Raw genomic sequence first — 18,972 nt, forward strand, 5'->3', positions numbered from 1 at the left:
AAGTATACCGTAAAAACCCGTTAGAGGTTCCAAGAGTGCTGTTCAGAGTAATCGAGGGAACCCATGGAATTACAGTCGATCAATGCGGATGAAGCGACCCCGGTAAACCCTGCGGACCTGGATGCCATGTCGGCGCAGCATCAAGAGGCGATCCATGAAATTGCCAGCCGGATCGGCGCGCTTTCGGTATCGCTCGCCTCAGCGTCAGGCGAAATTGCAGACACCAGCGAACGGGTAAACGCCGAAGCGGTGGTGTTTCAGGAACTGGCCTCACAAACTGAACAGATGTCCGCGCAAAGCCGTTCGGTGCTGGACAGCGCCAGCAGCGCGGTCGAAATGTCCGGATCCGCCGAAGAAACCGTTTCCGCCACCTCCAAACGGCTGGGCGCCATGGTGAATGAGGTGAACGGTCTGATCGACGGTGTCTCGGCGATTTTCAAGAAACTATCGGTGCTGGAAGAGACCCTGCAACGTGTGGCCACGGTTTCCGGTGAGGTTGACAATATCTCGCGCAAGACCAACCTCTTGTCACTCAACGCCTCGATCGAAGCTGCGCGCGCCGGTCGTCATGGCCGCGGCTTTATGGTTGTGGCGCAAGAGGTTAAGGATCTGTCGAACCTGACCAGCGAAGCCACCGGTGAAATTCAGGAAACCGTTGGGGAGTTGGGCAAAGAGTTGCGCGACCTGATGTATGATGCGCAGCAGGCGGTCGAAACCGCTGGCAGCATCCGTCAGCAGACAGACGGTATCGGCAGCGAAATCGAAGCGATCCCGGAAACGCTGGATCAGATGACCAAAGCGCAGCGCAACATTCTGGCCGCCAGCGAAGACATCAGCAAAGTCACCGGTGAGGTGGGCACCTCAATCGCGCAGCTGGCGGAAGAGGTCACAGACAGCTCCAACAGTCTGAAAGATGCGATCACCGCCGTGCAGGACATCACGGAAAACGCCGAAGGCATCACCGGCATGGTGTCGCGCCTTGGTGTTGAAACGGTGGATACGCCTTATATTCGCGCGGTGCAGGAGCTGGGGCAGCAGATCTCAGAAGCCTTTACCGATGCGGTGAACGCGGGGCGGATCACCTTCCAGGATCTGATGGATCGCAACTATACGCCGATCCCCGGCTCAGACCCGGCGCAGGTGATGGCGCGCTTCACCACCTTTACAGATTCCGTTCTGCCCGCCTTTCAGGAAAAGATGCTGGAATTTGCCGAGGATGTTGTGTTCTGCGCCGCGGTGAACAAGGACGGCTATCTGCCGACCCATAACAAGAAATTCTCCATGCCGCAGATCCCCGGTGAGACCGAATGGAACATGGGCTACAGCCGCAACCGCCGGATCTTTGATGATCGCGTCGGGCTGGCGGCCGGCAATTCGACCAAACCGTTCCTGCTGCAGGCCTATCGCCGCGATATGGGCGACGGCAACTTTGTGATGATGAAAGACCTCTCAGCGCCGATCTTCGTCAATGGCACGCATTGGGGCGGGATCCGGCTGGCCTACAAGGTCTGAGATATCAGTTTGACGTAACCAGTTTGCCCTGTTGCGGCAGTTTTACGTCTGATGTGGCAGGAACGGGAGTGCAGACCCGTTCCTGCCATTTTCTTTTCCGGCTCACGCCTTTCGGGTGGCCGCGGCGATCCAGATGCCGGCAATCACAAAGGAGGCAATGGCGTTCCAGCTGGCCATCGACAGGCCCATCAGCTGCCAGACCACCTGATCACACATGACAATGTCGCTGCCAGTTGTGGACAGCAGGTTGCCCATGTCCAACCCGTTGCCGCCGCCGCTGCAGCTGGTCGGGCCCTCCCACCAGTCGCGTTCGACCCCGGTGTGGTAGACGCCCAGCCCGGCCGTGGTCAGCGCCGCAGCGGCCCCAAGCCAGGAGAAGATCCGCAAACCGCCAAGCGTCAGCGCGATACATCCAATGGCAATGGCCGCCGCATGGGGCCAGCGTTGCCAGAGGCACATCTTACACGGTGCATAGCCCAGAAACTGAAACATGAAGGCGCCACCGATCAGGGTGATCGAACCCAGCGTGGCCAGTGCCACCAAACTTCTGCGGTCAAAAGACATCATAGATATTTCACCAGATAGAACCCGCCGGCCAGGATCACGATGAACAGGATGAACATCAGACCCAGGCGGCGTTCGATAAAGTCACGGATCGGCGCGCCGAATTTCCACAGCAAAGCCGCCACAATGAAAAAGCGCAAGGCCCGTGCGATGATTGAGGTCACGATAAAGGTCACAACAGGCATGCCGGTCCAGCCCGACATGATGGTGATGACCTTGAAGGGGAAGGGCGTCAGCCCGGCGATCAGCACCGGCCAGAAGCCGAAGGAATTGAACCGGTCGTTAAACCCGGCCATAGCATCGCCTTTGCCCATTGCCTCCAGCACCGGGCGGCCCAGCTCCTCGTAGAAGAAGGCGCCGATGCCATAGCCCAGGATGCCACCAAGCACCGAACCGACCAGTGCGACCGAGGCTATCAGCCAGGCGCGCGACGGGCGGGCCAGGATCATCGGGATCATCAGCACATCAGGTGGGATCGGAAAGAAGGAGGCCTCGACAAAGGCAATGATGCCAAGCACCCAGAGGGCCCGCGGATGATCGGCAAAGGCCATCGTCCAGTCATATAGTTTTTTCAGCATGCCCCGCCTCTTTTCTTGTGTCTTTTACGCCATGGCCCTGCGGGACGGTCAACCGATTTTCCGGCCTCCTCACAATTCTGTGCTGAAATCGGCCTGTGACGGGACGTAGACTTTCGGATTCTGGGTTGCGATCGTCCTGAAACCCCAGATCCCAGGGGGCAGAACCCGTGGGCGGCGCGGGAATTTTCTACACGATTACGTCGCTTTGCCTCTGGACGGCGCGCAGCGGGGGCGGTACATCAACAAAACACCGTGCCCAAGTGGCGGAATGGTAGACGCAGGGGATTCAAAATCCCCCGCCTTTGCGGGCGTGCCGGTTCGAGTCCGGCCTTGGGTACCATTAAAACAAGGGCTTGCAGCGTTTTTCGTTGCGAGCCCTTGTCTTATTTGGGGATTTACTCCCACTCTTTACTCCCACTTTCTTGTTCTGCTCTTGTTCTGTTCTTGTTCTATTCTCCGAGAGATTGGCCCGCTTTGGACAGCGCTTTGCGACTCGCTTTTCTGCGGTAGTAAGCCACCATCTCCGCGCTCTGATTGGTGATCGCTTGAATTTGTGCATCCGTGGCGCCGGCTTCGGCGAGTCGAACAATCGCCAGCTTTCTCAATCCATGAAGGGTGTAGGGGGCAGCCTTCTCGCCAAGATCTTTCCGCCAGGTGCGGAACCTTTTTTCGACGATGTTGTAGCCAAGCGGCTCAGTTAGGTTTTTGGCCAGAACGTGCGCGCCTTCTTTTTTCAGGCTTTCCACATAGGAGCGCAGTTGCGGCGGGCAGTACACCTCAAACCGCTCATTTCCTTTCTCGTCACAGACGCGCATCCATTCGCCATCAAAATCTTCATGCTTCATCGTGACGGCGGCAGAGGGGCGCTGGCCAGTTCCTAGAATCAGCTCCGCTGCTGTGCGAACAGCTTCTGGCGCTTCTGTGAGTTTGGTGATCATCCATTCCGGCCAGGGTTCATATTCGCGTTGCTTGCCGAAGAAGTTGATGCCCTCTGAGGGATTTGGCCCAAGTGGCCAATCCAATTGGGCCCGCGCGTAGTTCCAAAGAAGTTTGATGGTAGCGACGTATTTGTCCGCTTTCCGCGGTGTCTCTGCAAGACGGGTGTGAGCGGTTCTGAGGCCTTGTTTTGTTGTCTTTCGGACGTCCTTGTCGGCGTTCTTCTCCAAGATCCGCTCCATGTCGCGGGCGTAGCTTCGTTTGGTGGAGGCCGCCAGCTTCTTCTGGATCCGTGGATCTGAGCGCCATTCGATGATCAGCGCGCCCCACGAATAGGGAGACTTCTGCGGCACTTGTTTCTTATGACGGCCCGCTTCGCACGCCCAATAAAGCGCATCGAGTTGCTGCGATTCGCCTTTCCAATCGAGCAGGATTGCCCTTTCCCTGCGCTTCCCTTCTTCCGTCCATGTGACACGGTGGTAGGGGGTCCAAGCGGCCTTGCTCTTGTCCCATTTCCAGTGCAGCCTTGGTTTCGAAATTCGGGGCTTTGCAGGGCGTCTCACAGCTCAATATCCTCCGCTTGATCTGGTAGGGCAGCGCTTCCGTCGGCAATCTTTTCGAGGGCGGCAACACTCCAGCGAATAATGCCATTGCGCCGCAACTGTGCCGGCGGAAGCGAACCTGAGTTTACGTGCTTGGAAAACTCGGTGCGGCTCATGTCGAGCATTGCCGCCGCCGTCTTTTCTGAAACCCATAGTGGCGTGATCTTGGCCATCAATCACCCTCCTTTGGGTCATTCATAGTTGCAGCTCTCTTGCGGCGAAGCTCTTCTGTGGCTGTCGGGTTGATGCAGTCAACCCAGCGCTCACAATTGGCCCAAGCGGCCTCTGTGGCTTCGGGGTCATATTCGCGGATCGCTTTGCGCAGGCGGTCAAAGTCGTGCAGCATGGTTTGGGTTTTGGCGTTTCCGATGAAAAGGGTGGCAGTCATGACGACGCCTCCATCGGGGTGCTTTCGCTGGCTGCGATCGCTTCCAGAAGCGCCCGAACCTTCGCCTTGATCTGCTCGTCTTTCAACTTGGCAAACAGGGCTGCGGCGCGGGCTGTTTCTTCATCGATCACCGGGGCGCCTGCCTTTACTTGGTCCAGACCTTCGTAAAAGAACCCGGGCGCCACGTTCAGCAGGTTGCCTAGCTCATACAGCTTGCTGGCGCTGACCCGGTTGCGGCCAAGTTCGTATTTTTGGACCTGCTGAAATGACAGATCCAAACCTTTGGCAATATCGGTCTGTGTCAGGCCGCGCAGGGTGCGAAGGGCTTTTAGCTGCTTGCCGACGTGAACATCTACGGGGTGTGCCATGGGGAAGTTCCTTTTGTGAAAAATCTATTGTCCGTCGCTGGTCCCTGTCCTCAGGGGCCAGGAAACGATGTCAGTTGTCGGTTTTGCGAAATTCGGCCACTGTTTCCAGTAGGCGCATGTGTGCCTCGGGGGCAGCCGCTTCCATCTTCTCGATTTGGTCCTGGTAAAGCTCCAGCACACCTTCGAGATCTGAACTGTCTATTAAGTCGTTGGCGATCATGTCGACGAGTTTTTGGAATTGCTCGGGGTCGGGCGCGGTCTCGGCGGCCGTCTCCTGCTGTTCTTCCTCGGTCTCGGTAACAACCTCGGTTTCAGCAACCGGTTCTGCCGGCTGGCGTGTCTGATACTTGTCCAGCGCATCAGCCGGAGTGACGTCCTTCATATCGAGCTCGACTTCCACCTGCGCCGGAACGCCGACCATCACTTCGGGGCAATACAGACGGATCAGGAACGTGGCCGAGCGGTAGCGCAGCATCTGTTCCGGCATCGACTGATACTTCGGGTTCTTGGTCCAGTTCTCGGCTTTCGCCATGGCCATGTCGCAGGTCGCGGTGACCTTCTTGCCAGTGGATGCCAGTTCCGCGAACGCGGTCACAGATAGATTGTCACCTGAGCCTTTGAGATCCCAGCTGATCGGGTTTTTGAAAACACCGTGCTGATTGGCTTTGCCGATCATGTAAGACGAGGACCAACCAGGCTTGCCGCCAACAAAGTAAATGTTCTGTGCAACGGTCAAAGGATCTTCGTTCAGGCGGCTTGCCATGTTCATGACCAAAACGCCGTTCGCGATGGCGGTCTCTTTGGAACCTTTACGCAGGTGCTCTGGGAACAGAGGGGACAAGGCGAGCATGCCGCCGACGCGCTGCATGTGTTCGAAGGCGTCGGGATCCATCAAAAGCGGCATGGATGCGGATTGTGCGGGAAGAGACATTTTGATTTCCTATGAACTGTGATGGATTAAGCGACGCTCTTGCGTTCAGTGATCGTTATGCCGGGGATTTTGGTTTCTTCCGGGTCAAAGCCCTTGGCGCGCACATCAGCTGTGGCTATGCGGCGAAGAACCTCGGCAACGTCAGGATGGTTCTGGTAATGCATGAACAGCAGGCGAACGTTGGTCACTTCCACCTCACGGATGGTCCGGACAGACATAGTGCGGCCACCGCCCGAAGCAGACTTGATGCCTGAGACAGCGGGCTTCGCAGCCGCTTTGGCTTGCTTTTCGGCGGCCTTCTGGGCTTCCTCGGCATCCACTTGCGCGCTGATATCGCCGCTGGCAGCAGCCTCGGCCACCAGACGGGCAGCTTCGGCCTGTTTCGCCTCAGCGTCTTGCTGGGCTTGTTCGCGTGCCTCGTCTTCGCGGCGCTGTTTTTCCGCGGCGAATTCCGACAGCTTGGACTTGAGCGCGTCTGCCGCGGCTGCCAACTTCTTCAACAGCGGATTGAAGGCAGTTTGGACCTCTCTGCCAGCGTCGTCATGTGGCTTCTTCGCGGCTTTTCGGTCAGCGTCGACCTTCTTCCACAGCTTGCGCAACCCGGTAATCTGATCGTTCAGCTGCTCGGCTTGAGTCTCGCTTTCGATCTTTTCGACAGACTGCCACATCTTGGTCACTTCCAAGAATTCCTCCGCGGTCACCTGGCTTCTAGCCAGAACGTTGGGGTCAAATGCAGGCGGTTGGTTGTGACCCATCGGGGCCGGGGCACCAGCTGTCATATTTGTTGGTGAAGTAGGAACGTTCATCAAATAACTCCTTGGGGTTCTGTAGGGACTTGCGACAGATCAATTGCTCGACGGCTGTCGAGCATCCGGCTGCCGTTACGCAGCCGATAGTCGGTCAGGTGCTTAAATTCGGCACGGCTGATCGGGGTGAGGTAGGTCCAGTGCTCTGCTGGATCTCCCGCTTCAATGCCTTCGATTTCGATGCGCAGCACTTCGTCGCGTGTCAATTCACCGGTCACTAGGTCGATATCGCGATCGATGAAGATGCGGACAGGAACCCAAGGACCGCCTTTGACCAGCTTTCGCTTAAACCAGCCGCAGTGTGGGATACCGTCATGGAGCGCGGGTGCGTTTCCAGCAACTGCTGCCCTGTACCAAGCATATAATTGGGACATTGAGGATGGTTGCCTGATCATTTTGCCGCAGCCTTCGACTTGTCGGCGTTCGCTTTGCGTTCAGTCTCCTTGGCTACTTCTTTTGTGCGCCATTCATCGGCTGCACGTTTAGCTGCCATTGGTGTCTTGCCTGAAAACCGCATCGGCAAATTCCCGATGTAGGCGAAACAGGGGTCTCGGTCATCCAGTGGCCGATAAACGCGGATCCTCAGTTCCGTAATCGGAACCATGTTGCGCTTCTTAGGCATGTTTGTTCCCTTTCTGGATGGTGAAGTTGGTCCAGCCCAATACGCGGGCAGTTTCGAAGCAGGCTTTGGGGTGGCGGCCGGGCAGGGCGATCCCGCTGGAGTGGTCGAAGACGATCCACATCAGCAGGCACCGCAGGACACGGCCGCATGGTGGCCAATGGCCTTTTGCAGCGTGATCAGCAGGCAAACAGCCAGAGTCACCCACCACAGAGCCAGCATGAGCGCCGGGAATAGGCTGCGGCGGGGCTTCAGGAGGTTCCCGCCAGAACGCAGGTCTCCATAGCGCCCAAGAGGCGCTCGAGCGTTGTCACGGCTCATGTCAGACACTCCAGTGATTAGGGGTTAGGTTCCGCCGGCGCCGGTGGTGCAGGCCCACAGGTGATCAGAGACGTAATGTGCTGTTCTGGGCGGATTACTCGCAGGCGCAAACAGGGAAAAACCGGAAGCTATTGATAGATTTGGGGCGCCACACTGCCAGCACTCTAACAGTGATTGGATATGTACACGTGATTGCGCACGGCCCATGAGGCTTTGCAATCTACAGAAAATCCTGAATTTTCCGAAGTAATCAGAAGAACGTGAGACGAATGCGCTTGGATTGGTAGCGCGAATTGCGGGCGGGGTTAGGAACGGCTTCTTACTGGTAAAAACCCCGCCCGCACCGGACGACGCGCTGCTAAGCGCAGCTTCAACAGCGCATTCCGTGAGTGCTTTATAGGTAGGGCAAGCATCGGATTTGGCAAGTGAAGCATGGCATTGGGGGCTTGAAGCTTGCGCGGGCAGGGTGCCCAGGGAGGTTTTGGGACGTGGCCCCCCGCCCGCGCTGGTCGAAGCGCTGCCCAAGAGGAGATGGGCAACGCGCTCCGTGAGTGTTCCAATGATCCCCCCGAAAAAGTCCCGGCCAGCAGGCAGACAGGCAAAATGACCACCGGCCGGGGAGTTGGGTGCAGGTTTCACCGCACCGTCGGGGGAAAGTGGGGAAGGGCGGTTCATTCCGCCGCCTCCAGATATTCGCTTACGCCATAGCTTGCGGCTTCTTCGCGCGCCGCGCGGCGGGCCAGTTCGGCTTTGGTGTCGTCAGGGGCAAATTCTGCCAGCCATTCGGGCCACTCGCCTGTGATCGAAACCATGTGGTCGCCAAAGTCACGCAGGGCGTCTTCGGTGATTTCGCGAGAGGAGCCTTCGTGTAGGTCAATTTGAATGACGCGGATCCGGTTTGCATTGGCTTCGTTATGTTCGCCGATCACCTCAAACACGTCGCCCATGCCTTCCAGAACTTTGTTTTCCGGAGTGGTCCACTCGGTCAGAGTGCCAAGGCGGCTGCTCATCCAGGTGAAAGAGACGTGGTAAATGGTCTGGTACATATCGGCTTCTCCTCTCAAATCTCCCTCCCGCGATTGGTGGCCTGTTGGGTCGGTGCCCGGGTTGGCCTTTTGCCTCTTCGGCGGGTGGTAGGCGGAGGCTGTTTGCCTTCGCTATGGTAGAGATTTTAGTTCACATTAAATGAACCGTCAACATGAAAAGTACAGAAAATATGTACACGTATTCTGCGAAACACAGGCTGGGGTGTTGTTTTTGTCGGCCAACGAAAGTGAATCACTGATTGGGAAGCCGGCAAATCAGGGGAATGAGTGCATTGAGTTTGAAGGAGAATAGGTTGACCAGAGGCGGAGCCTTCTACTTGAGAGAAAGCATATGAAGGGATCGATTGGTGGAACTATCAGATTGCACGCGGATAAGCGTGCATTTCTCAACTAAGGTTAGCAGGCTTGATCTGCTGCAAGGCTGTTCCTAGGGTTGGCGCGATGGCGAATTTCTCGTCCATCGGTTTTTTCTAGGATAATAATTACTTAATGAACTGGTTGATGTTTAAGATGGGCTCAGTGCTCAGACGGTTGGGGTTGGATCTAAATTTTATTTACGATCCGCACCATTACTTAACACTTCGAGCGCAGCAAAAAGCCGATCTTGAACGTCACCGGGAAGTTGAACAAAGTCGCCGTTGATCATGAAATTGAGATCAATTCGGTGTTCGCGGTAGAGATATATTAGCACGTCTCTGCCTGGAAATGCTCTACCCTGCTCCGCGTTTGCTATAGCAGTTTTCTTTACGCCCCCAGCGACACCCAGTTGCTCCTGGCTAAATCCGATAGCAGAGCGGGCCGCGCGAAGGCGAATAGATGAGGCTTCGTGGTCAGCGTCGCCTGTTTTTGCGAGAGAGCATTTGTAGTCATAATCCATGTTTGCAGCATACTCAGGGGTCACAAAAAGTGAACGTTTCCAAATAATGGACATTGCGAGTTCATAATTAGTGAACTAACGTTGGCGCATGGCTGATGTTGAGAAAATTTGCGATACGGTTGGGCGCAACGTGATCGCCAAGCACTTGGGTGTCGGTGGAACTGCGATTTCAAACGCGCTGGATAAAGGGGTCTTTCCAGCTCGATGGTTCGTTGTGATGGCGGCGCTTTGTAAAGATGCGGGCGTCGACTGCCCATTTGAAGCTTTTTCATTCGCCGAACTCGCTTTGAATTTCGGCGAAGTTCCTACCCGCGAAACTATGAAGGTTGAAGGAAACGGGGTTTCAGATGGCTAACCTCCGTTCCCGGATCAACGCCTCAATGGCGGCTCTGATCGACGGCTCATTTGGATGCCTAGATGCAGCTGCCGAAACGATCAATGCAAGGTTGGGGCGCTCGGTCGGCAAAGGCACGCTGTCTAAAAAGCTGGGGCAAAGCATCGGCTGGAACGTGGACGAGGTCATGGCCTTAGAGGACGCAGCCGGCCGCTATCCTGTGACTAAGATGTTGGCCCGGAGGCTTCGCCCTGACGAATACACGGCTCAAGGTTGCGTTCTTCTTCATGTCGGTCAGATCAGCAAGGAAACCGGGGAAGCGGTCAACGCGATCCTTTCGGCTCAGCAGTCTGATGCAGGTTGTGAATATGACCAGGCAATAGTTGAGATTGATGAGGCAGTCGAGGCGCTTCAGCAGGCAAGGCTGCGGCTTGAACGCGAGAGCGTGGGGGCTGAAAGATGAAGCGCTTACTCGTTCATTGCCAGCCATGCCGAGACCTGACGGTCTATGCAATATCCAATCATGCTGAACTGATCATCCCATTTCATTTTGCACTTGGCATAGATCTCAATACCAACCGCTTCAGGTGTTTGTTTCAACAGGGTCGAGGCCTCCTTTGCGCCGTCGACCTCGCTCTGCATGCAATAGGCCACCATCTCCCATTGCTGCCCCCACTTCCCCTCACAGAAGCGAAAAGACGGTCCGATGATGTTGAGCGTTCCTTCTCCCGATGTAGACCAGTAGGCAGAGGCTGTTTCGTAGCCCTCTTGATTTCTGTCCAGGCAGTATTTCTGCATCGAATAGTCGTCCGGCCATTCCGATACGCAGTTGGCCGTTACTTCCGTCATATCTCTCTCAGCTGGCTCAGCCGCGGCTCCGGACCCGGCGAGGATGACCGCAACGGCAGTCGTGATCCACTTCATATCAAGTTCTCCAAAAAATTGGCTCGCAAGGCATCAATACTACTTAGGATAAATTCTAATTCAAGATCCGCAGCTCATTTGCGTTTTGCCTTAGCCTTCGTGGCCGTCCGGTCTTTGGGCCAATGGGGGCCTGACCTTGCCCAGACGGGGAAACCCGATGGTCCTTATTCCCGCGTGGCTTCGCAGCCGCGCTCCATAATCTTGGAGCTGGACAAATGTTAGGTTCGATCAAGCGTGAAGGCGACGAAGTCGTGATCCGGATGCCGGCAGATGATGCACACAGCTTATGCGTCGCCCTTCAGCCTTGCCCTTGCAAAGCCACAAAATCAAACGCGACTGCGAACATCCGAACACGTTTGGCCAAAGGCCTGATGCGGGCTGTCTTGTCGAAGTCTGTGCAGCGGCATGCGCTACACAACAGCGAGCGGTGATGCATGTCAGACGTTAGCTTTATGAGGCTCCTCCGGATCGCAGAGGCGCAGGTTGCGGAAGAAGATCGCAAGGTCGAGGAGATGGCAGCCCTGATTGGCGACAATGGCGGCCCGCCGTTGGAAAAGCCCTTCGGGATCGATGCGCCATGGTTGCGCCATGCCGACGAAGAAGAGTTGGCCCGCCTTGCAAAGCTTCAGGCTCGGATTACGCGCCGCCAATTGATCCTCAAAGAAACCATCGCAGAGCGAACCAAGATCATGAACCGGTGTATCCGCCGCATGCGTCGGTCACAGGGGAAGAACTGACCAATGAGTGACACCGCCCGCCTGATCTTGCCTGCGCCTATCAGCAGCAATAACGTGTTCGCCAACGTGCGGGGCAGGGGACGCAAGCGCACCCCTCGCTATAACCAGTGGCGCCGCGAGGCAAAGCAGCTACTGGACCTTCAAGGGCCTTTGCCGATGTTCTCAGCGCCCGTGACGATCACCTACTTGATCGGGGAGCGGGGTGTCGGGAACATGGATTCCGGCAACGCTGAGAAGGCCTACACCGACGCCCTGGTCAAAGCTGGCATCATCGTAGACGACAGCCGCAGGTGGGTGCGTGCAACGGCCCCGCAGTGGGTCCCAAACATGGTTCGCTGCGTGGCTGTCATTGAAAAGGCCAATCCGGCCCTCTGCGGCCCTGAAGTGGCCTCTACTGTGCCTGCCGGCCTTAGGGAGCTTTTGAGATGAGCAACGCGCCCTTCATGCAGTTGTATGTCGGTGACTACCTGACCGACACGCGCCACCTCACCACAGAGCAGCACGGCGCCTATTTGCTGATCCTTATGACCATGTGGTCGAAGGGAGGGCAGCTGCCGAGCGACCCCAAAAAACTGGCGCGGATCGCGGGGCTTTCCGGCCGTAAATGGGCCTCGGTTTGGGAGGAGATTTCGGAGTTTTTCACCGTCGATGGGGACGTGATTACCAATCAACGTCTGCAAAAAGAGTACAAAAAAGCGCGCGATAAAAGCGAGTTGAGGGCGCAAGCGGGGAGCAAGGGCGGAAAGGCTAAGTCATTGAAAAACAACAAATCGAGTGTAGAAAAAGCCACAGCATTGCCAAAGCAAGGTCAGAAATCAGAACCATATATAGATAACTCAGAAGATAAATCTTCTTCGTTATCTAACGACGACGGCTACCAAGAATTTCTCGATGCCCATCCCAGATCGCGGGAAACCCTCGACGGGGAACGCAGTTGGGAAGAAGCGCTCGCTTCGGGGCTTTCCGCAGATGACCTCATCGCCGCGGCCAGGCGTTACGCCGAAGCATCGAAAACCTACGACCCGGACAAGGTCAAATTCTCTGACAACTGGCTGCGGGACCGATCGTGGGAGAAGTGCCCTCCGCCTAAAACAGCCCGCAAAATCGGTCAGACTGAGATCCTGGAGCACAACGCCGCTTGGGTGAATGGCGACAAGTTCATTGCGCCGAACATGATCAGCCGGTCGATGGTTGAAGAGCTGATTGCGCGGGAAATGGTGACACTGGAGCGCGTCAAGCAAAGGGGGCTGGCATGACCGACAAACACGCAAAAATGGATATTTCTACGCGGACTGGGCGCAAAACAGCGCCAACCAGATTGAACATCATTTCGGTCACGACTGAAGAAAATACCACAAGGGAGCAGAGCAATGGGCAAGGGTGATAAGCAGCGAGCACGTTCGCGCAAACGGCAGCAGCGGGAACTGCTGGGCGTTGCAAGTCTCGCCCCGGTTCCGCGCCGTGAGGTCGATGGCAACGCTACGCGCGCCAAACGTACCGTGACGGCAAAGCAGGAACGGGCCCCAGACAAGGTGGCCCTGCAGGCCCGCGCCCGGATGATGAGCGCTGGAGAACGGCCGCTTGAGGTAATGCGCACGCAGGCCCTTGGAGAGCCGGCGGGCCAGGCGATCTATCTGACCTACGGCAAGAGCGATCCCGAATTGGCAGCTGAGCTCTGGCAGATCTACGCGACCTTCACGGGCTGCGAGGCTCGCTATGCCCGAGTGGTGCTGGGCAAGTCTCTCCATGCCACGCCCCGCAAGGTTGAGATGTTGCCTGAAAGTTTCGAAGCCCGAGAGGATGACCAGCCCGATCTGCGCAGCGAAGACGAGAAGCACCGCGACGCCGTCAATGCTTGGATGCACTGGCATGGGCTGATTGGGCAGCTACATGCGGTCTATCAGCGGGATCTGTTTGACGTGGTCAGAGGGCGCAGAGAGGCTGTTGCGGGTGGGAAGGTGAGCAGAGCAGGGGAGCGGTTGCTAGTAGCGCTGGAGCTGTTGCGAGAAGTTGGGAGGCGGTGACGACCAAGCGCGTTTGGATAGGGCCGCAAGCATTTCTTTTGCTGCCACGTTTCCATTGTTAATCATTCCGACGTGGAGGTTCTCGTTGCAGACGTAGATCAGATTTGTCGCCCTGCTTCCTCTACCTGCTCAAGCTACCTTTGTAGCATGGGAACTTAGTTCGCATCAGACAATTCAAACTTCCCTCTTGACCCGCAGCACAATTGCCGATTTTGTATTCTCGCAGGCGATTTGTGGCTAACCCCCACGGATCGCCGTTTTCGTTAGCCGATGGACGAACCGGTACCTACATCTTCCAAGGAGCAAGAAATGACGCGCGCCGGGTAACGCCCGGCTCGAAGGCATTGGTGGGCGCCCTTAATCCATGCGGGCGAGCTTTATGTCCTCGGCTCTTTCTAGCAGCCCGCGGTTCAATGTCCGGCAGGCACTTAGAGCTTGGATAAGAAAAGGGCGGCGACCTAAGTCACCGCCCATTTTTTTTGTTTATGTGAAGGGTACAAAAGGTATTTGTTGCGCAACGCTCACGTCCAAGAAAGGCTGCGCCGCTAAATGCGTATTTAGATAAACGTCCTTGAGTCGTTGTTGTTTAGCTATTTTCGCCTTTTGTGCGAATTTGGCCTTAAAAGTTTAGAACGGGCTAGAAACTGTTCCTCCTTTGCTCATGTCAGGGCTGGCCAACCTTCTGACCCTCATGGCCGGTAATAAGCACTGGGCGACATGGATCGTGGGTATTTTTAGCCAATCGGTCAGGGTGGTCTGGATCATCCTCACAGGGAAATGGAGCTTTGCATGCATGAGCGTATTGCTCATCGCCCTCAATGCTCGCAACCACCTCAAATGGAACAAGGAGAAGTCGGCATGATCAAGCAATACGTGACCCAGATCCGCAACAACGGCGGCAAGCTGCCCCGGGATTATGCGGACGACCCCAGCCCCATGAAGATCGCCAAGCTGCACAAGGCCAAAGCCAAGGCCGGCAAGAAGACCTGATCCGGGCGCCTAGCCCTAGATCGCAAAGCCGGGTGGGATGCCTGGTCACCAACACTGACGGGAAGTCACCATGGCGCTGAATGACAAGCAGAAGCGCTTCGCACAGGAATACATTGTCGATCTGAACAAAACGCAGGCGGCAATTCGCGCCGGATACAGCCCCAAAACTGCCCATGCGCAGGGATTGCGGCTGTTTAAGAATGCTGAGGTTGAGGCCGAAATTCAGAAGGCACAGGCGAAGCGGCAAGAACGGACGGAAATCACGCAAGATATGGTGCTGCAAGAACTCGCAAGCATCGGGTTTTCTGACATCCGCAAGGCCGTTACCTGGGGCAAAAACCCGATTGAAAGAGGTGATGAAAACGCCGACGCAAACGGCCTAGGCGTCTATCCGGTCGAGCTGGTTCCAAGCAATCAGATTGACGACGCCACGGCGGCGGCGGTGTCTGAGGTCTCACTCACGCAAACGGGGGTGAAAGTCAAAATGCACGATAAGCTATCTGCGCTAGAAAAGCTTGCGCGCCACCTCGGCATGCTTAACGGCTCTGGCGGTGCCGTGAATGACGCCCCAAGTCTGAACATCAACATTACCGCAAAGGAAGCGGTAGGTGACGTGCGTGTCACACGATCTGAGGGTTAGCGCACCGCAGGGGATCTTTCTCGACCAGCTGAACACCAAGTTCCGCGCCTACGTCGGGGGCTTCGGCTCGGGCAAGACCTTTGTTGGGTGTCTGGACCTTGGTCTGTTTGCGGGCAAACACCCGAAAACGGTGCAGGGGTATTTCGCGCCGACCTACAGGGACATACGTGACACCTTTTGGCCCACGATTGATGAAGCGGCATTCATGCTTGGCTTTAACGCCAAGGTGAAAAGCGCTGACAAGGAGGTTGAGCTCTACCGCGGCTCTGTCTGGTACGGCACCATCATTTGCAGGTCGATGGACACGCCGGGCAGCATTGTGGGCTTTAAGATCGCCCGCGGCCTGGTCGATGAAATCGACATCATGGCGAAAGACAAAGCACAAGATGCGTGGCGAAAGATCATCGCGCGAATGCGTTTGGTCGTCCCGGGTGTGGTCAACGGGATTGGGGTTACGACAACGCCCGAGGGCTTTCGTTTCGTCTATGACACCTTCGCCCGCGACCCAAAGCGTGACTACAGCATGGTGCAGGCCAGCACCTACGAAAATGAGCGGTTTTTGCCGCCGGATTACATTCAATCTCTCAAGGATTCTTACCCGGTTGAACTGATCGACGCCTATCTGATGGGCTTGTTCGTCAACCTCACGAGCGGGACTGTATATCGCAGCTACGACCGGCGGCGCCATGGATCTACCGAGAGTATCCAGCCAAGGGAACCGCTGCACATCGGGCAAGACTTCAACGTGGGTAATATGGCCTCTGTGGTCTGGGTTCCCCGCGGAGATGATTGGCACGCGGTAGACGAGCTGAAAGGCCTGCAGGACACTCCGCATCTGATCGATGTCTTGGCGGAGAAATATCCCGGCCACCGGATCACGATCTATCCCGACGCCAGCGGAGGCAGCCGCAAGACAGTGGACGCGAGTAAGTCGGACATCTCGCTGCTACGAAAAGCTGGCCACTCTATCCGGGCGCCCAAGACCAACCCGCCGGTGAAAGACCGGATCTTGGCCGTGAACACTGGCTTTGAGAAAGGTCGCCTCAAAGTCAACGCGCTGCGCTGCAAGACCTACGCGGAAGCGCTGGAGCAGCAGGCCTACGACAAGAATGGGGAGCCGGACAAAAGCGCCGGCCTCGATCACCACCCAGACGCGGGCGGCTACTTCGTGCATCAACAGATGCCCGTTGTGAAACCCACCTTCGAACGCACGGAGCTACGACTTTGACAGATACCGTCGCTGAGAAAACACCCGCAGCCGAGGCGCTGATCGATGCCGCCCAGATTGGGCGGGCCCTCATGGGCGGAACCAAGGCCATGCGTGCCGCGGGCAGGACCTATCTGCCGCAGTTCCCGGCCGAGAGCGACGACGCCTATAAGGCCCGCCTGGACAGCTCTTTCCTGTTCAACGGCTTCCGCAAGACTGTGCGGGACATGACTGGCCGGGTGTTCACCAAGTCGGTGGAGATTGAGGGCGACACGCTGCAGGAAGAGGCGGCCAACATTGATATGCAGGGGCAAGACCTCAGCGCCTTCGCACGCAACGTCTTTGAGGCTGCCTTGGGTGGCTGCGGCCTGACCTTCATCATGGTAGACGCACCGCCGCGCCCGGAGGAACTGACCAAAGCGCAGGCAGCTGCGCAGAACATGCGGCCTTATCTGGTCCATGTGCCCGTCGAAGAGGTGCTGGGCTGGAAAACCGAGACCGTTGGCAGCCAGATCCGCCTCAAGCAGTGGCGTATGATGGAGGCCATCGAGGTTGACGATCCTCAGGACGAGTTCAAGACCGAGACCGTCAAGCAGGTGCGCGTGCTGTCTCTGGTCGAAGGCCGCGTGAATGTGCGCCTCTACCGTCAGTCCACGGACAAGGGCGATTGGTCTGTGGTCGAAGAGTTCGACACCGAGGCCACCGAAATCACCGTGGCGCCGTTCTATGCCAACCCCAAAGGCTTCTTGAAAGCAGAGCCGCCGCTGGAGGACCTGGCAGATAAGAACCTGGAACACTGGCTGAGCGCCAGCGATCAACGCAACATCCTGCACAGCGCGCGTGTGCCCATTCTGTTTGCCTCTGGGATCGATGAAGACCAGAAGATCACGCTGTCCGCGGATAGCGCCGTTACTGCCCGCAATCCAGAAGCAAAACTGGAATGGGTGGAACACAGCGGTGCAGCGATCGAGGCCGGCCGCAATGACTTGAAAGACCTTGAGTTTCAGATGCAGGTGCTTGGCTTGATGCTGCTGGTGGCCGGAACAGAGACAGCCACCGGTGCTTCACTGGACGCAGCCAAGGAGACCGCACCTCTGGCCATGATGGCGGACAACCTCAAGGACACCCTTGAGCGCTGCTTGGGCTGGTTCTCGATGTATCAGGGGGCAGAGGCTGAGTTTACCGTGAAGGTGAACAAGGACTTCGGCGTAAGCCTTCTGACCGCACAGGAGTTCCTGGCTATGCTGTCGGCCGTCAATACAGGCCAGATGCCGCGCCGGGTGTTCATCGAGGAGATGAAGCGTCGAGGGTTCTTGGCGGAGGACACCGACACCGACGCATATATCGAAGAGCTGGAAGACGAAGTGCCGGATGAGTTGAGCAATGGCGGTGAATGACGACCTGGCCGACGCGCTGACCCGTCACCAAATCTATCTGCAGCGTTACGGCAGCGCCACGGTGCGAAAGATCCTCGCTCTTCTCAAGCGGTCTGATGCCCAAATTTTGGAGCGGCTGCTGCGGGAAGACCTCAGTGCACTCTCTCGGACACGCCAGGAACGCCTGCTAACCGAGATGCGCCGGAGCTTCGAAAGCGCCTATACCGACGCCACAGGGGCGTTGCAGCTGGATCTGGAGGCCTTGGCCACCTATGAAGGCGAATACCAGCTGGACCTTTTCAGGCGGGTTCTGCCGGTAAAGCTGGAAACGGTAGCACCAAGCGCTGATCAGTTGCTTGCCGCGGTGAACAGCCGGCCGTTTCAGGGCAAGCGGCTCAAAGAGGTCTATACGGAGCTTAGCGCCAGCGCGTTTCGCAAGGTGCGTGACACGATCAGAGCTGGGATTGTTGAAGGTAGAACCACGGATCAGGTCGTGCGAGACATTCGCGGCCGCCGATCCATGGGGTTTCGCGATGGGATCATGGAGAGCAACCGCCGTGCGACAGAAACGGTGGTGCGTACGGCAATTAACCACACCGCCAACACGGCGCGGGAATACACCTATGAGCGCAATGGGAACCTGATCAAGGGCGTGCGTTGGAACAGCACGCTGGACGGCCGCACGTCGGCTGTCTGCCGCGCGCGGGACGGAAAGGTCTATGAGCCAGGCAAAGGGCCGCGGCCGCCGGCACACTTTAACTGCCGCTCTTCCACAAGTCCGGTCACCAAGTCATGGCGAGAGCTTGGCTTTGACATCGATGAACTGCCACCAGCAACCCGGGCCAGCATGAATGGCCAGGTGCCGGCGGATCAGGACTATGACACCTGGCTGAGGAAACAGCCTAAGGCGTTTCAAGAGGAAGTGTTGGGGCCCACACGGGCGAAACTCTTCCGAAAGGGGCTTAAGATGGAGCGTTTCGTTGACAGAAAAGGATCAACGCTTACGTTAAACGAGCTGAAACGCCTGGAGCGCGACCTTTGGGAGAAAGCCACCTAAAACTGGTGACCAACAAGAAGCATAAGCCCAAACGGGAATATGCGGGCAAACCCATTGAATGCCCCACCTGCAAGAGCAGGAACCTCATAGAGACATTTTCGCCCCGTTTGAAGAATGGGCGGATTGTGAAGGGCA

Annotated in this window: 27 protein-coding genes and 1 tRNA gene; 14 read left to right on the plus strand and 14 right to left on the minus strand. The window is 56.9% G+C overall.

Annotated elements, in window-relative coordinates; translation table 11 throughout:
• The first annotated feature begins 63 nt into the window (after nt 1-63).
• Nucleotides 64-1,512, plus strand: a complete 1,449-nt coding sequence (locus ACORLH_RS10280; protein WP_321832583.1) for a methyl-accepting chemotaxis protein — start codon at nt 64-66, stop codon at nt 1,510-1,512.
• A 102-nt stretch (nt 1,513-1,614) separates the two neighbouring features.
• Here the strand turns inward: ACORLH_RS10280 and ACORLH_RS10285 are convergent, their stop codons facing one another.
• A complete protein-coding gene (locus ACORLH_RS10285; protein WP_321832584.1) occupies nt 1,615-2,052 on the minus strand; it encodes a disulfide bond formation protein B in 438 nt (145 codons plus the stop codon).
• 23 nt (nt 2,053-2,075) lie between these two features.
• On the minus strand, nt 2,076-2,654 hold the full coding sequence (locus ACORLH_RS10290) for a YqaA family protein (RefSeq protein ID WP_321832585.1): 579 nt from the start codon (nt 2,652-2,654) through the stop codon (nt 2,076-2,078).
• A 254-nt stretch (nt 2,655-2,908) separates the two neighbouring features.
• Between ACORLH_RS10290 and ACORLH_RS10295 the strand changes: the two genes are divergently transcribed.
• Nucleotides 2,909-2,994, plus strand: a tRNA-Leu gene (locus ACORLH_RS10295).
• A gap of 109 nt (nt 2,995-3,103) precedes the next feature.
• Here ACORLH_RS10295 and ACORLH_RS10300 read toward each other — a convergent pair.
• From ACORLH_RS10300 to ACORLH_RS10350, 11 genes are all read right to left on the minus strand, one after another.
• Entirely contained in the window at nt 3,104-4,153 is a 1,050-nt protein-coding gene (locus ACORLH_RS10300; RefSeq protein ID WP_321832586.1) for a tyrosine-type recombinase/integrase, read from the minus strand.
• Nucleotides 4,150-4,365, minus strand: a complete 216-nt coding sequence (locus ACORLH_RS10305) for a hypothetical protein (protein WP_321832587.1) — start codon at nt 4,363-4,365, stop codon at nt 4,150-4,152. The genes ACORLH_RS10300 and ACORLH_RS10305 overlap by 4 nt, the downstream gene beginning before the upstream one ends.
• Nucleotides 4,365-4,580 carry a hypothetical protein gene (locus ACORLH_RS10310; RefSeq protein ID WP_321832588.1) on the minus strand — a complete coding sequence of 72 codons (216 nt, stop codon included), beginning with the start codon at nt 4,578-4,580 and terminating at the stop codon, nt 4,365-4,367. Before ACORLH_RS10310 ends, ACORLH_RS10305 begins: the two co-directional genes overlap by 1 nt.
• Nucleotides 4,577-4,948 carry a helix-turn-helix transcriptional regulator gene (locus tag ACORLH_RS10315; RefSeq protein WP_321832589.1) on the minus strand — a complete coding sequence of 124 codons (372 nt, stop codon included), beginning with the start codon at nt 4,946-4,948 and terminating at the stop codon, nt 4,577-4,579. The genes ACORLH_RS10310 and ACORLH_RS10315 overlap by 4 nt, the downstream gene beginning before the upstream one ends.
• A 70-nt stretch (nt 4,949-5,018) precedes the next feature.
• The gene (locus ACORLH_RS10320) at nt 5,019-5,879 is read right to left on the minus strand and encodes a hypothetical protein (RefSeq protein WP_321832590.1); all 861 of its coding nucleotides are present in this window, start codon (nt 5,877-5,879) and stop codon (nt 5,019-5,021) included.
• A 26-nt stretch (nt 5,880-5,905) separates the two neighbouring features.
• A complete protein-coding gene (locus ACORLH_RS10325; RefSeq protein WP_321832591.1) occupies nt 5,906-6,688 on the minus strand; it encodes a hypothetical protein in 783 nt (260 codons plus the stop codon).
• Nucleotides 6,685-7,059: a hypothetical protein gene (locus tag ACORLH_RS10330; RefSeq protein WP_321832592.1), complete on the minus strand. Its 375-nt coding sequence runs from the start codon at nt 7,057-7,059 to the stop codon at nt 6,685-6,687. The genes ACORLH_RS10325 and ACORLH_RS10330 overlap by 4 nt, the downstream gene beginning before the upstream one ends.
• Nucleotides 7,060-7,076: 17 nt before the next feature.
• On the minus strand, nt 7,077-7,307 hold the full coding sequence (locus ACORLH_RS10335) for a hypothetical protein (RefSeq protein WP_321832593.1): 231 nt from the start codon (nt 7,305-7,307) through the stop codon (nt 7,077-7,079).
• Complete coding sequence (locus tag ACORLH_RS10340; protein WP_321832594.1) at nt 7,300-7,428, minus strand: hypothetical protein; 129 nt, start codon at nt 7,426-7,428, stop codon at nt 7,300-7,302. The genes ACORLH_RS10335 and ACORLH_RS10340 overlap by 8 nt, the downstream gene beginning before the upstream one ends.
• 868 nt (nt 7,429-8,296) lie before the next feature.
• Entirely contained in the window at nt 8,297-8,671 is a 375-nt protein-coding gene (locus ACORLH_RS10345; protein ID WP_321832595.1) for a hypothetical protein, read from the minus strand.
• A gap of 550 nt (nt 8,672-9,221) precedes the next feature.
• Nucleotides 9,222-9,602, minus strand: a complete 381-nt coding sequence (locus ACORLH_RS10350; RefSeq protein ID WP_321832596.1) for a helix-turn-helix transcriptional regulator — start codon at nt 9,600-9,602, stop codon at nt 9,222-9,224.
• Between the two features lie 34 nt (nt 9,603-9,636).
• Between ACORLH_RS10350 and ACORLH_RS10355 the strand changes: the two genes are divergently transcribed.
• The gene (locus ACORLH_RS10355) at nt 9,637-9,903 is read left to right on the plus strand and encodes a hypothetical protein (RefSeq protein WP_321832597.1); all 267 of its coding nucleotides are present in this window, start codon (nt 9,637-9,639) and stop codon (nt 9,901-9,903) included.
• Nucleotides 9,896-10,345: a hypothetical protein gene (locus tag ACORLH_RS10360; RefSeq protein ID WP_321832598.1), complete on the plus strand. Its 450-nt coding sequence runs from the start codon at nt 9,896-9,898 to the stop codon at nt 10,343-10,345. Before ACORLH_RS10355 ends, ACORLH_RS10360 begins: the two co-directional genes overlap by 8 nt.
• 5 nt (nt 10,346-10,350) lie before the next feature.
• On the opposite strand, the gene ACORLH_RS10365 is transcribed toward ACORLH_RS10360, so the two are convergent.
• Nucleotides 10,351-10,806, minus strand: a complete 456-nt coding sequence (locus ACORLH_RS10365) for a hypothetical protein (protein WP_321832599.1) — start codon at nt 10,804-10,806, stop codon at nt 10,351-10,353.
• A 512-nt stretch (nt 10,807-11,318) separates the two neighbouring features.
• Here ACORLH_RS10365 and ACORLH_RS10370 point away from each other — a divergent pair.
• From ACORLH_RS10370 to ACORLH_RS10415, 10 genes are all read left to right on the plus strand, one after another.
• Nucleotides 11,319-11,543, plus strand: a complete 225-nt coding sequence (locus ACORLH_RS10370) for a hypothetical protein (RefSeq protein ID WP_321832600.1) — start codon at nt 11,319-11,321, stop codon at nt 11,541-11,543.
• 3 nt (nt 11,544-11,546) lie between these two features.
• Nucleotides 11,547-11,972 (plus strand): hypothetical protein, encoded by a 426-nt coding sequence (locus ACORLH_RS10375; protein WP_321832601.1) that lies wholly within the window; start codon nt 11,547-11,549, stop codon nt 11,970-11,972.
• A complete protein-coding gene (locus ACORLH_RS10380) occupies nt 11,969-12,799 on the plus strand; it encodes a YdaU family protein (RefSeq protein WP_321832602.1) in 831 nt (276 codons plus the stop codon). Before ACORLH_RS10375 ends, ACORLH_RS10380 begins: the two co-directional genes overlap by 4 nt.
• The gene (locus ACORLH_RS10385; RefSeq protein WP_321832603.1) at nt 12,796-12,927 is read left to right on the plus strand and encodes a hypothetical protein; all 132 of its coding nucleotides are present in this window, start codon (nt 12,796-12,798) and stop codon (nt 12,925-12,927) included. Before ACORLH_RS10380 ends, ACORLH_RS10385 begins: the two co-directional genes overlap by 4 nt.
• Nucleotides 12,914-13,567, plus strand: coding sequence for a hypothetical protein (locus ACORLH_RS10390; protein ID WP_321832604.1), 654 nt, complete (start codon nt 12,914-12,916; stop codon nt 13,565-13,567). Before ACORLH_RS10385 ends, ACORLH_RS10390 begins: the two co-directional genes overlap by 14 nt.
• 858 nt (nt 13,568-14,425) lie before the next feature.
• Nucleotides 14,426-14,557, plus strand: coding sequence for a hypothetical protein (locus tag ACORLH_RS10395; RefSeq protein ID WP_321832605.1), 132 nt, complete (start codon nt 14,426-14,428; stop codon nt 14,555-14,557).
• A 70-nt stretch (nt 14,558-14,627) separates the two neighbouring features.
• Nucleotides 14,628-15,197 carry a terminase small subunit gene (locus tag ACORLH_RS10400; RefSeq protein ID WP_321832606.1) on the plus strand — a complete coding sequence of 190 codons (570 nt, stop codon included), beginning with the start codon at nt 14,628-14,630 and terminating at the stop codon, nt 15,195-15,197.
• Nucleotides 15,175-16,425, plus strand: a complete 1,251-nt coding sequence (locus ACORLH_RS10405; RefSeq protein WP_321832607.1) for a terminase large subunit domain-containing protein — start codon at nt 15,175-15,177, stop codon at nt 16,423-16,425. Before ACORLH_RS10400 ends, ACORLH_RS10405 begins: the two co-directional genes overlap by 23 nt.
• Nucleotides 16,422-17,801, plus strand: a complete 1,380-nt coding sequence (locus ACORLH_RS10410; RefSeq protein WP_321832608.1) for a DUF4055 domain-containing protein — start codon at nt 16,422-16,424, stop codon at nt 17,799-17,801. The genes ACORLH_RS10405 and ACORLH_RS10410 overlap by 4 nt, the downstream gene beginning before the upstream one ends.
• Nucleotides 17,788-18,837, plus strand: coding sequence for a minor capsid protein (locus ACORLH_RS10415; RefSeq protein ID WP_321832609.1), 1,050 nt, complete (start codon nt 17,788-17,790; stop codon nt 18,835-18,837). Before ACORLH_RS10410 ends, ACORLH_RS10415 begins: the two co-directional genes overlap by 14 nt.
• Nucleotides 18,838-18,972: the final 135 nt, after the last annotated feature.

Origin of the sequence: Thalassovita sp. (assembly GCF_963691685.1) — a bacterium.
Classification (GTDB): domain Bacteria; phylum Pseudomonadota; class Alphaproteobacteria; order Rhodobacterales; family Rhodobacteraceae; genus Thalassobius.

Excerpts from the sequence above, each read along its gene's own strand:
- ACORLH_RS10415 (WP_321832609.1), top strand. The coding sequence starts at position 17,788 with ATGGCGGTGAATGACGACCTGGCCGACGCGCTGACCCGTCACCAAATC.
- ACORLH_RS10310 (WP_321832588.1), bottom strand. The coding sequence starts at position 4,580 with ATGACTGCCACCCTTTTCATCGGAAACGCCAAAACCCAAACCATGCTG.
- ACORLH_RS10365 (WP_321832599.1), bottom strand. The coding sequence starts at position 10,806 with ATGAAGTGGATCACGACTGCCGTTGCGGTCATCCTCGCCGGGTCCGGA.
- ACORLH_RS10350 (WP_321832596.1), bottom strand. The coding sequence starts at position 9,602 with ATGTCCATTATTTGGAAACGTTCACTTTTTGTGACCCCTGAGTATGCT.
- ACORLH_RS10315 (WP_321832589.1), bottom strand. The coding sequence starts at position 4,948 with ATGGCACACCCCGTAGATGTTCACGTCGGCAAGCAGCTAAAAGCCCTT.
- ACORLH_RS10380 (WP_321832602.1), top strand. The coding sequence starts at position 11,969 with ATGAGCAACGCGCCCTTCATGCAGTTGTATGTCGGTGACTACCTGACC.
- ACORLH_RS10345 (WP_321832595.1), bottom strand. The coding sequence starts at position 8,671 with ATGTACCAGACCATTTACCACGTCTCTTTCACCTGGATGAGCAGCCGC.
- ACORLH_RS10280 (WP_321832583.1), top strand. The coding sequence starts at position 64 with ATGGAATTACAGTCGATCAATGCGGATGAAGCGACCCCGGTAAACCCT.
- ACORLH_RS10290 (WP_321832585.1), bottom strand. The coding sequence starts at position 2,654 with ATGCTGAAAAAACTATATGACTGGACGATGGCCTTTGCCGATCATCCG.
- ACORLH_RS10390 (WP_321832604.1), top strand. The coding sequence starts at position 12,914 with ATGGGCAAGGGTGATAAGCAGCGAGCACGTTCGCGCAAACGGCAGCAG.
- ACORLH_RS10355 (WP_321832597.1), top strand. The coding sequence starts at position 9,637 with ATGGCTGATGTTGAGAAAATTTGCGATACGGTTGGGCGCAACGTGATC.
- ACORLH_RS10305 (WP_321832587.1), bottom strand. The coding sequence starts at position 4,365 with ATGGCCAAGATCACGCCACTATGGGTTTCAGAAAAGACGGCGGCGGCA.
- ACORLH_RS10400 (WP_321832606.1), top strand. The coding sequence starts at position 14,628 with ATGGCGCTGAATGACAAGCAGAAGCGCTTCGCACAGGAATACATTGTC.
- ACORLH_RS10330 (WP_321832592.1), bottom strand. The coding sequence starts at position 7,059 with ATGTCCCAATTATATGCTTGGTACAGGGCAGCAGTTGCTGGAAACGCA.
- ACORLH_RS10375 (WP_321832601.1), top strand. The coding sequence starts at position 11,547 with ATGAGTGACACCGCCCGCCTGATCTTGCCTGCGCCTATCAGCAGCAAT.
- ACORLH_RS10370 (WP_321832600.1), top strand. The coding sequence starts at position 11,319 with ATGGCAGCCCTGATTGGCGACAATGGCGGCCCGCCGTTGGAAAAGCCC.
- ACORLH_RS10360 (WP_321832598.1), top strand. The coding sequence starts at position 9,896 with ATGGCTAACCTCCGTTCCCGGATCAACGCCTCAATGGCGGCTCTGATC.
- ACORLH_RS10385 (WP_321832603.1), top strand. The coding sequence starts at position 12,796 with ATGACCGACAAACACGCAAAAATGGATATTTCTACGCGGACTGGGCGC.
- ACORLH_RS10335 (WP_321832593.1), bottom strand. The coding sequence starts at position 7,307 with ATGCCTAAGAAGCGCAACATGGTTCCGATTACGGAACTGAGGATCCGC.
- ACORLH_RS10395 (WP_321832605.1), top strand. The coding sequence starts at position 14,426 with ATGATCAAGCAATACGTGACCCAGATCCGCAACAACGGCGGCAAGCTG.
- ACORLH_RS10340 (WP_321832594.1), bottom strand. The coding sequence starts at position 7,428 with ATGTGGATCGTCTTCGACCACTCCAGCGGGATCGCCCTGCCCGGCCGC.
- ACORLH_RS10320 (WP_321832590.1), bottom strand. The coding sequence starts at position 5,879 with ATGTCTCTTCCCGCACAATCCGCATCCATGCCGCTTTTGATGGATCCC.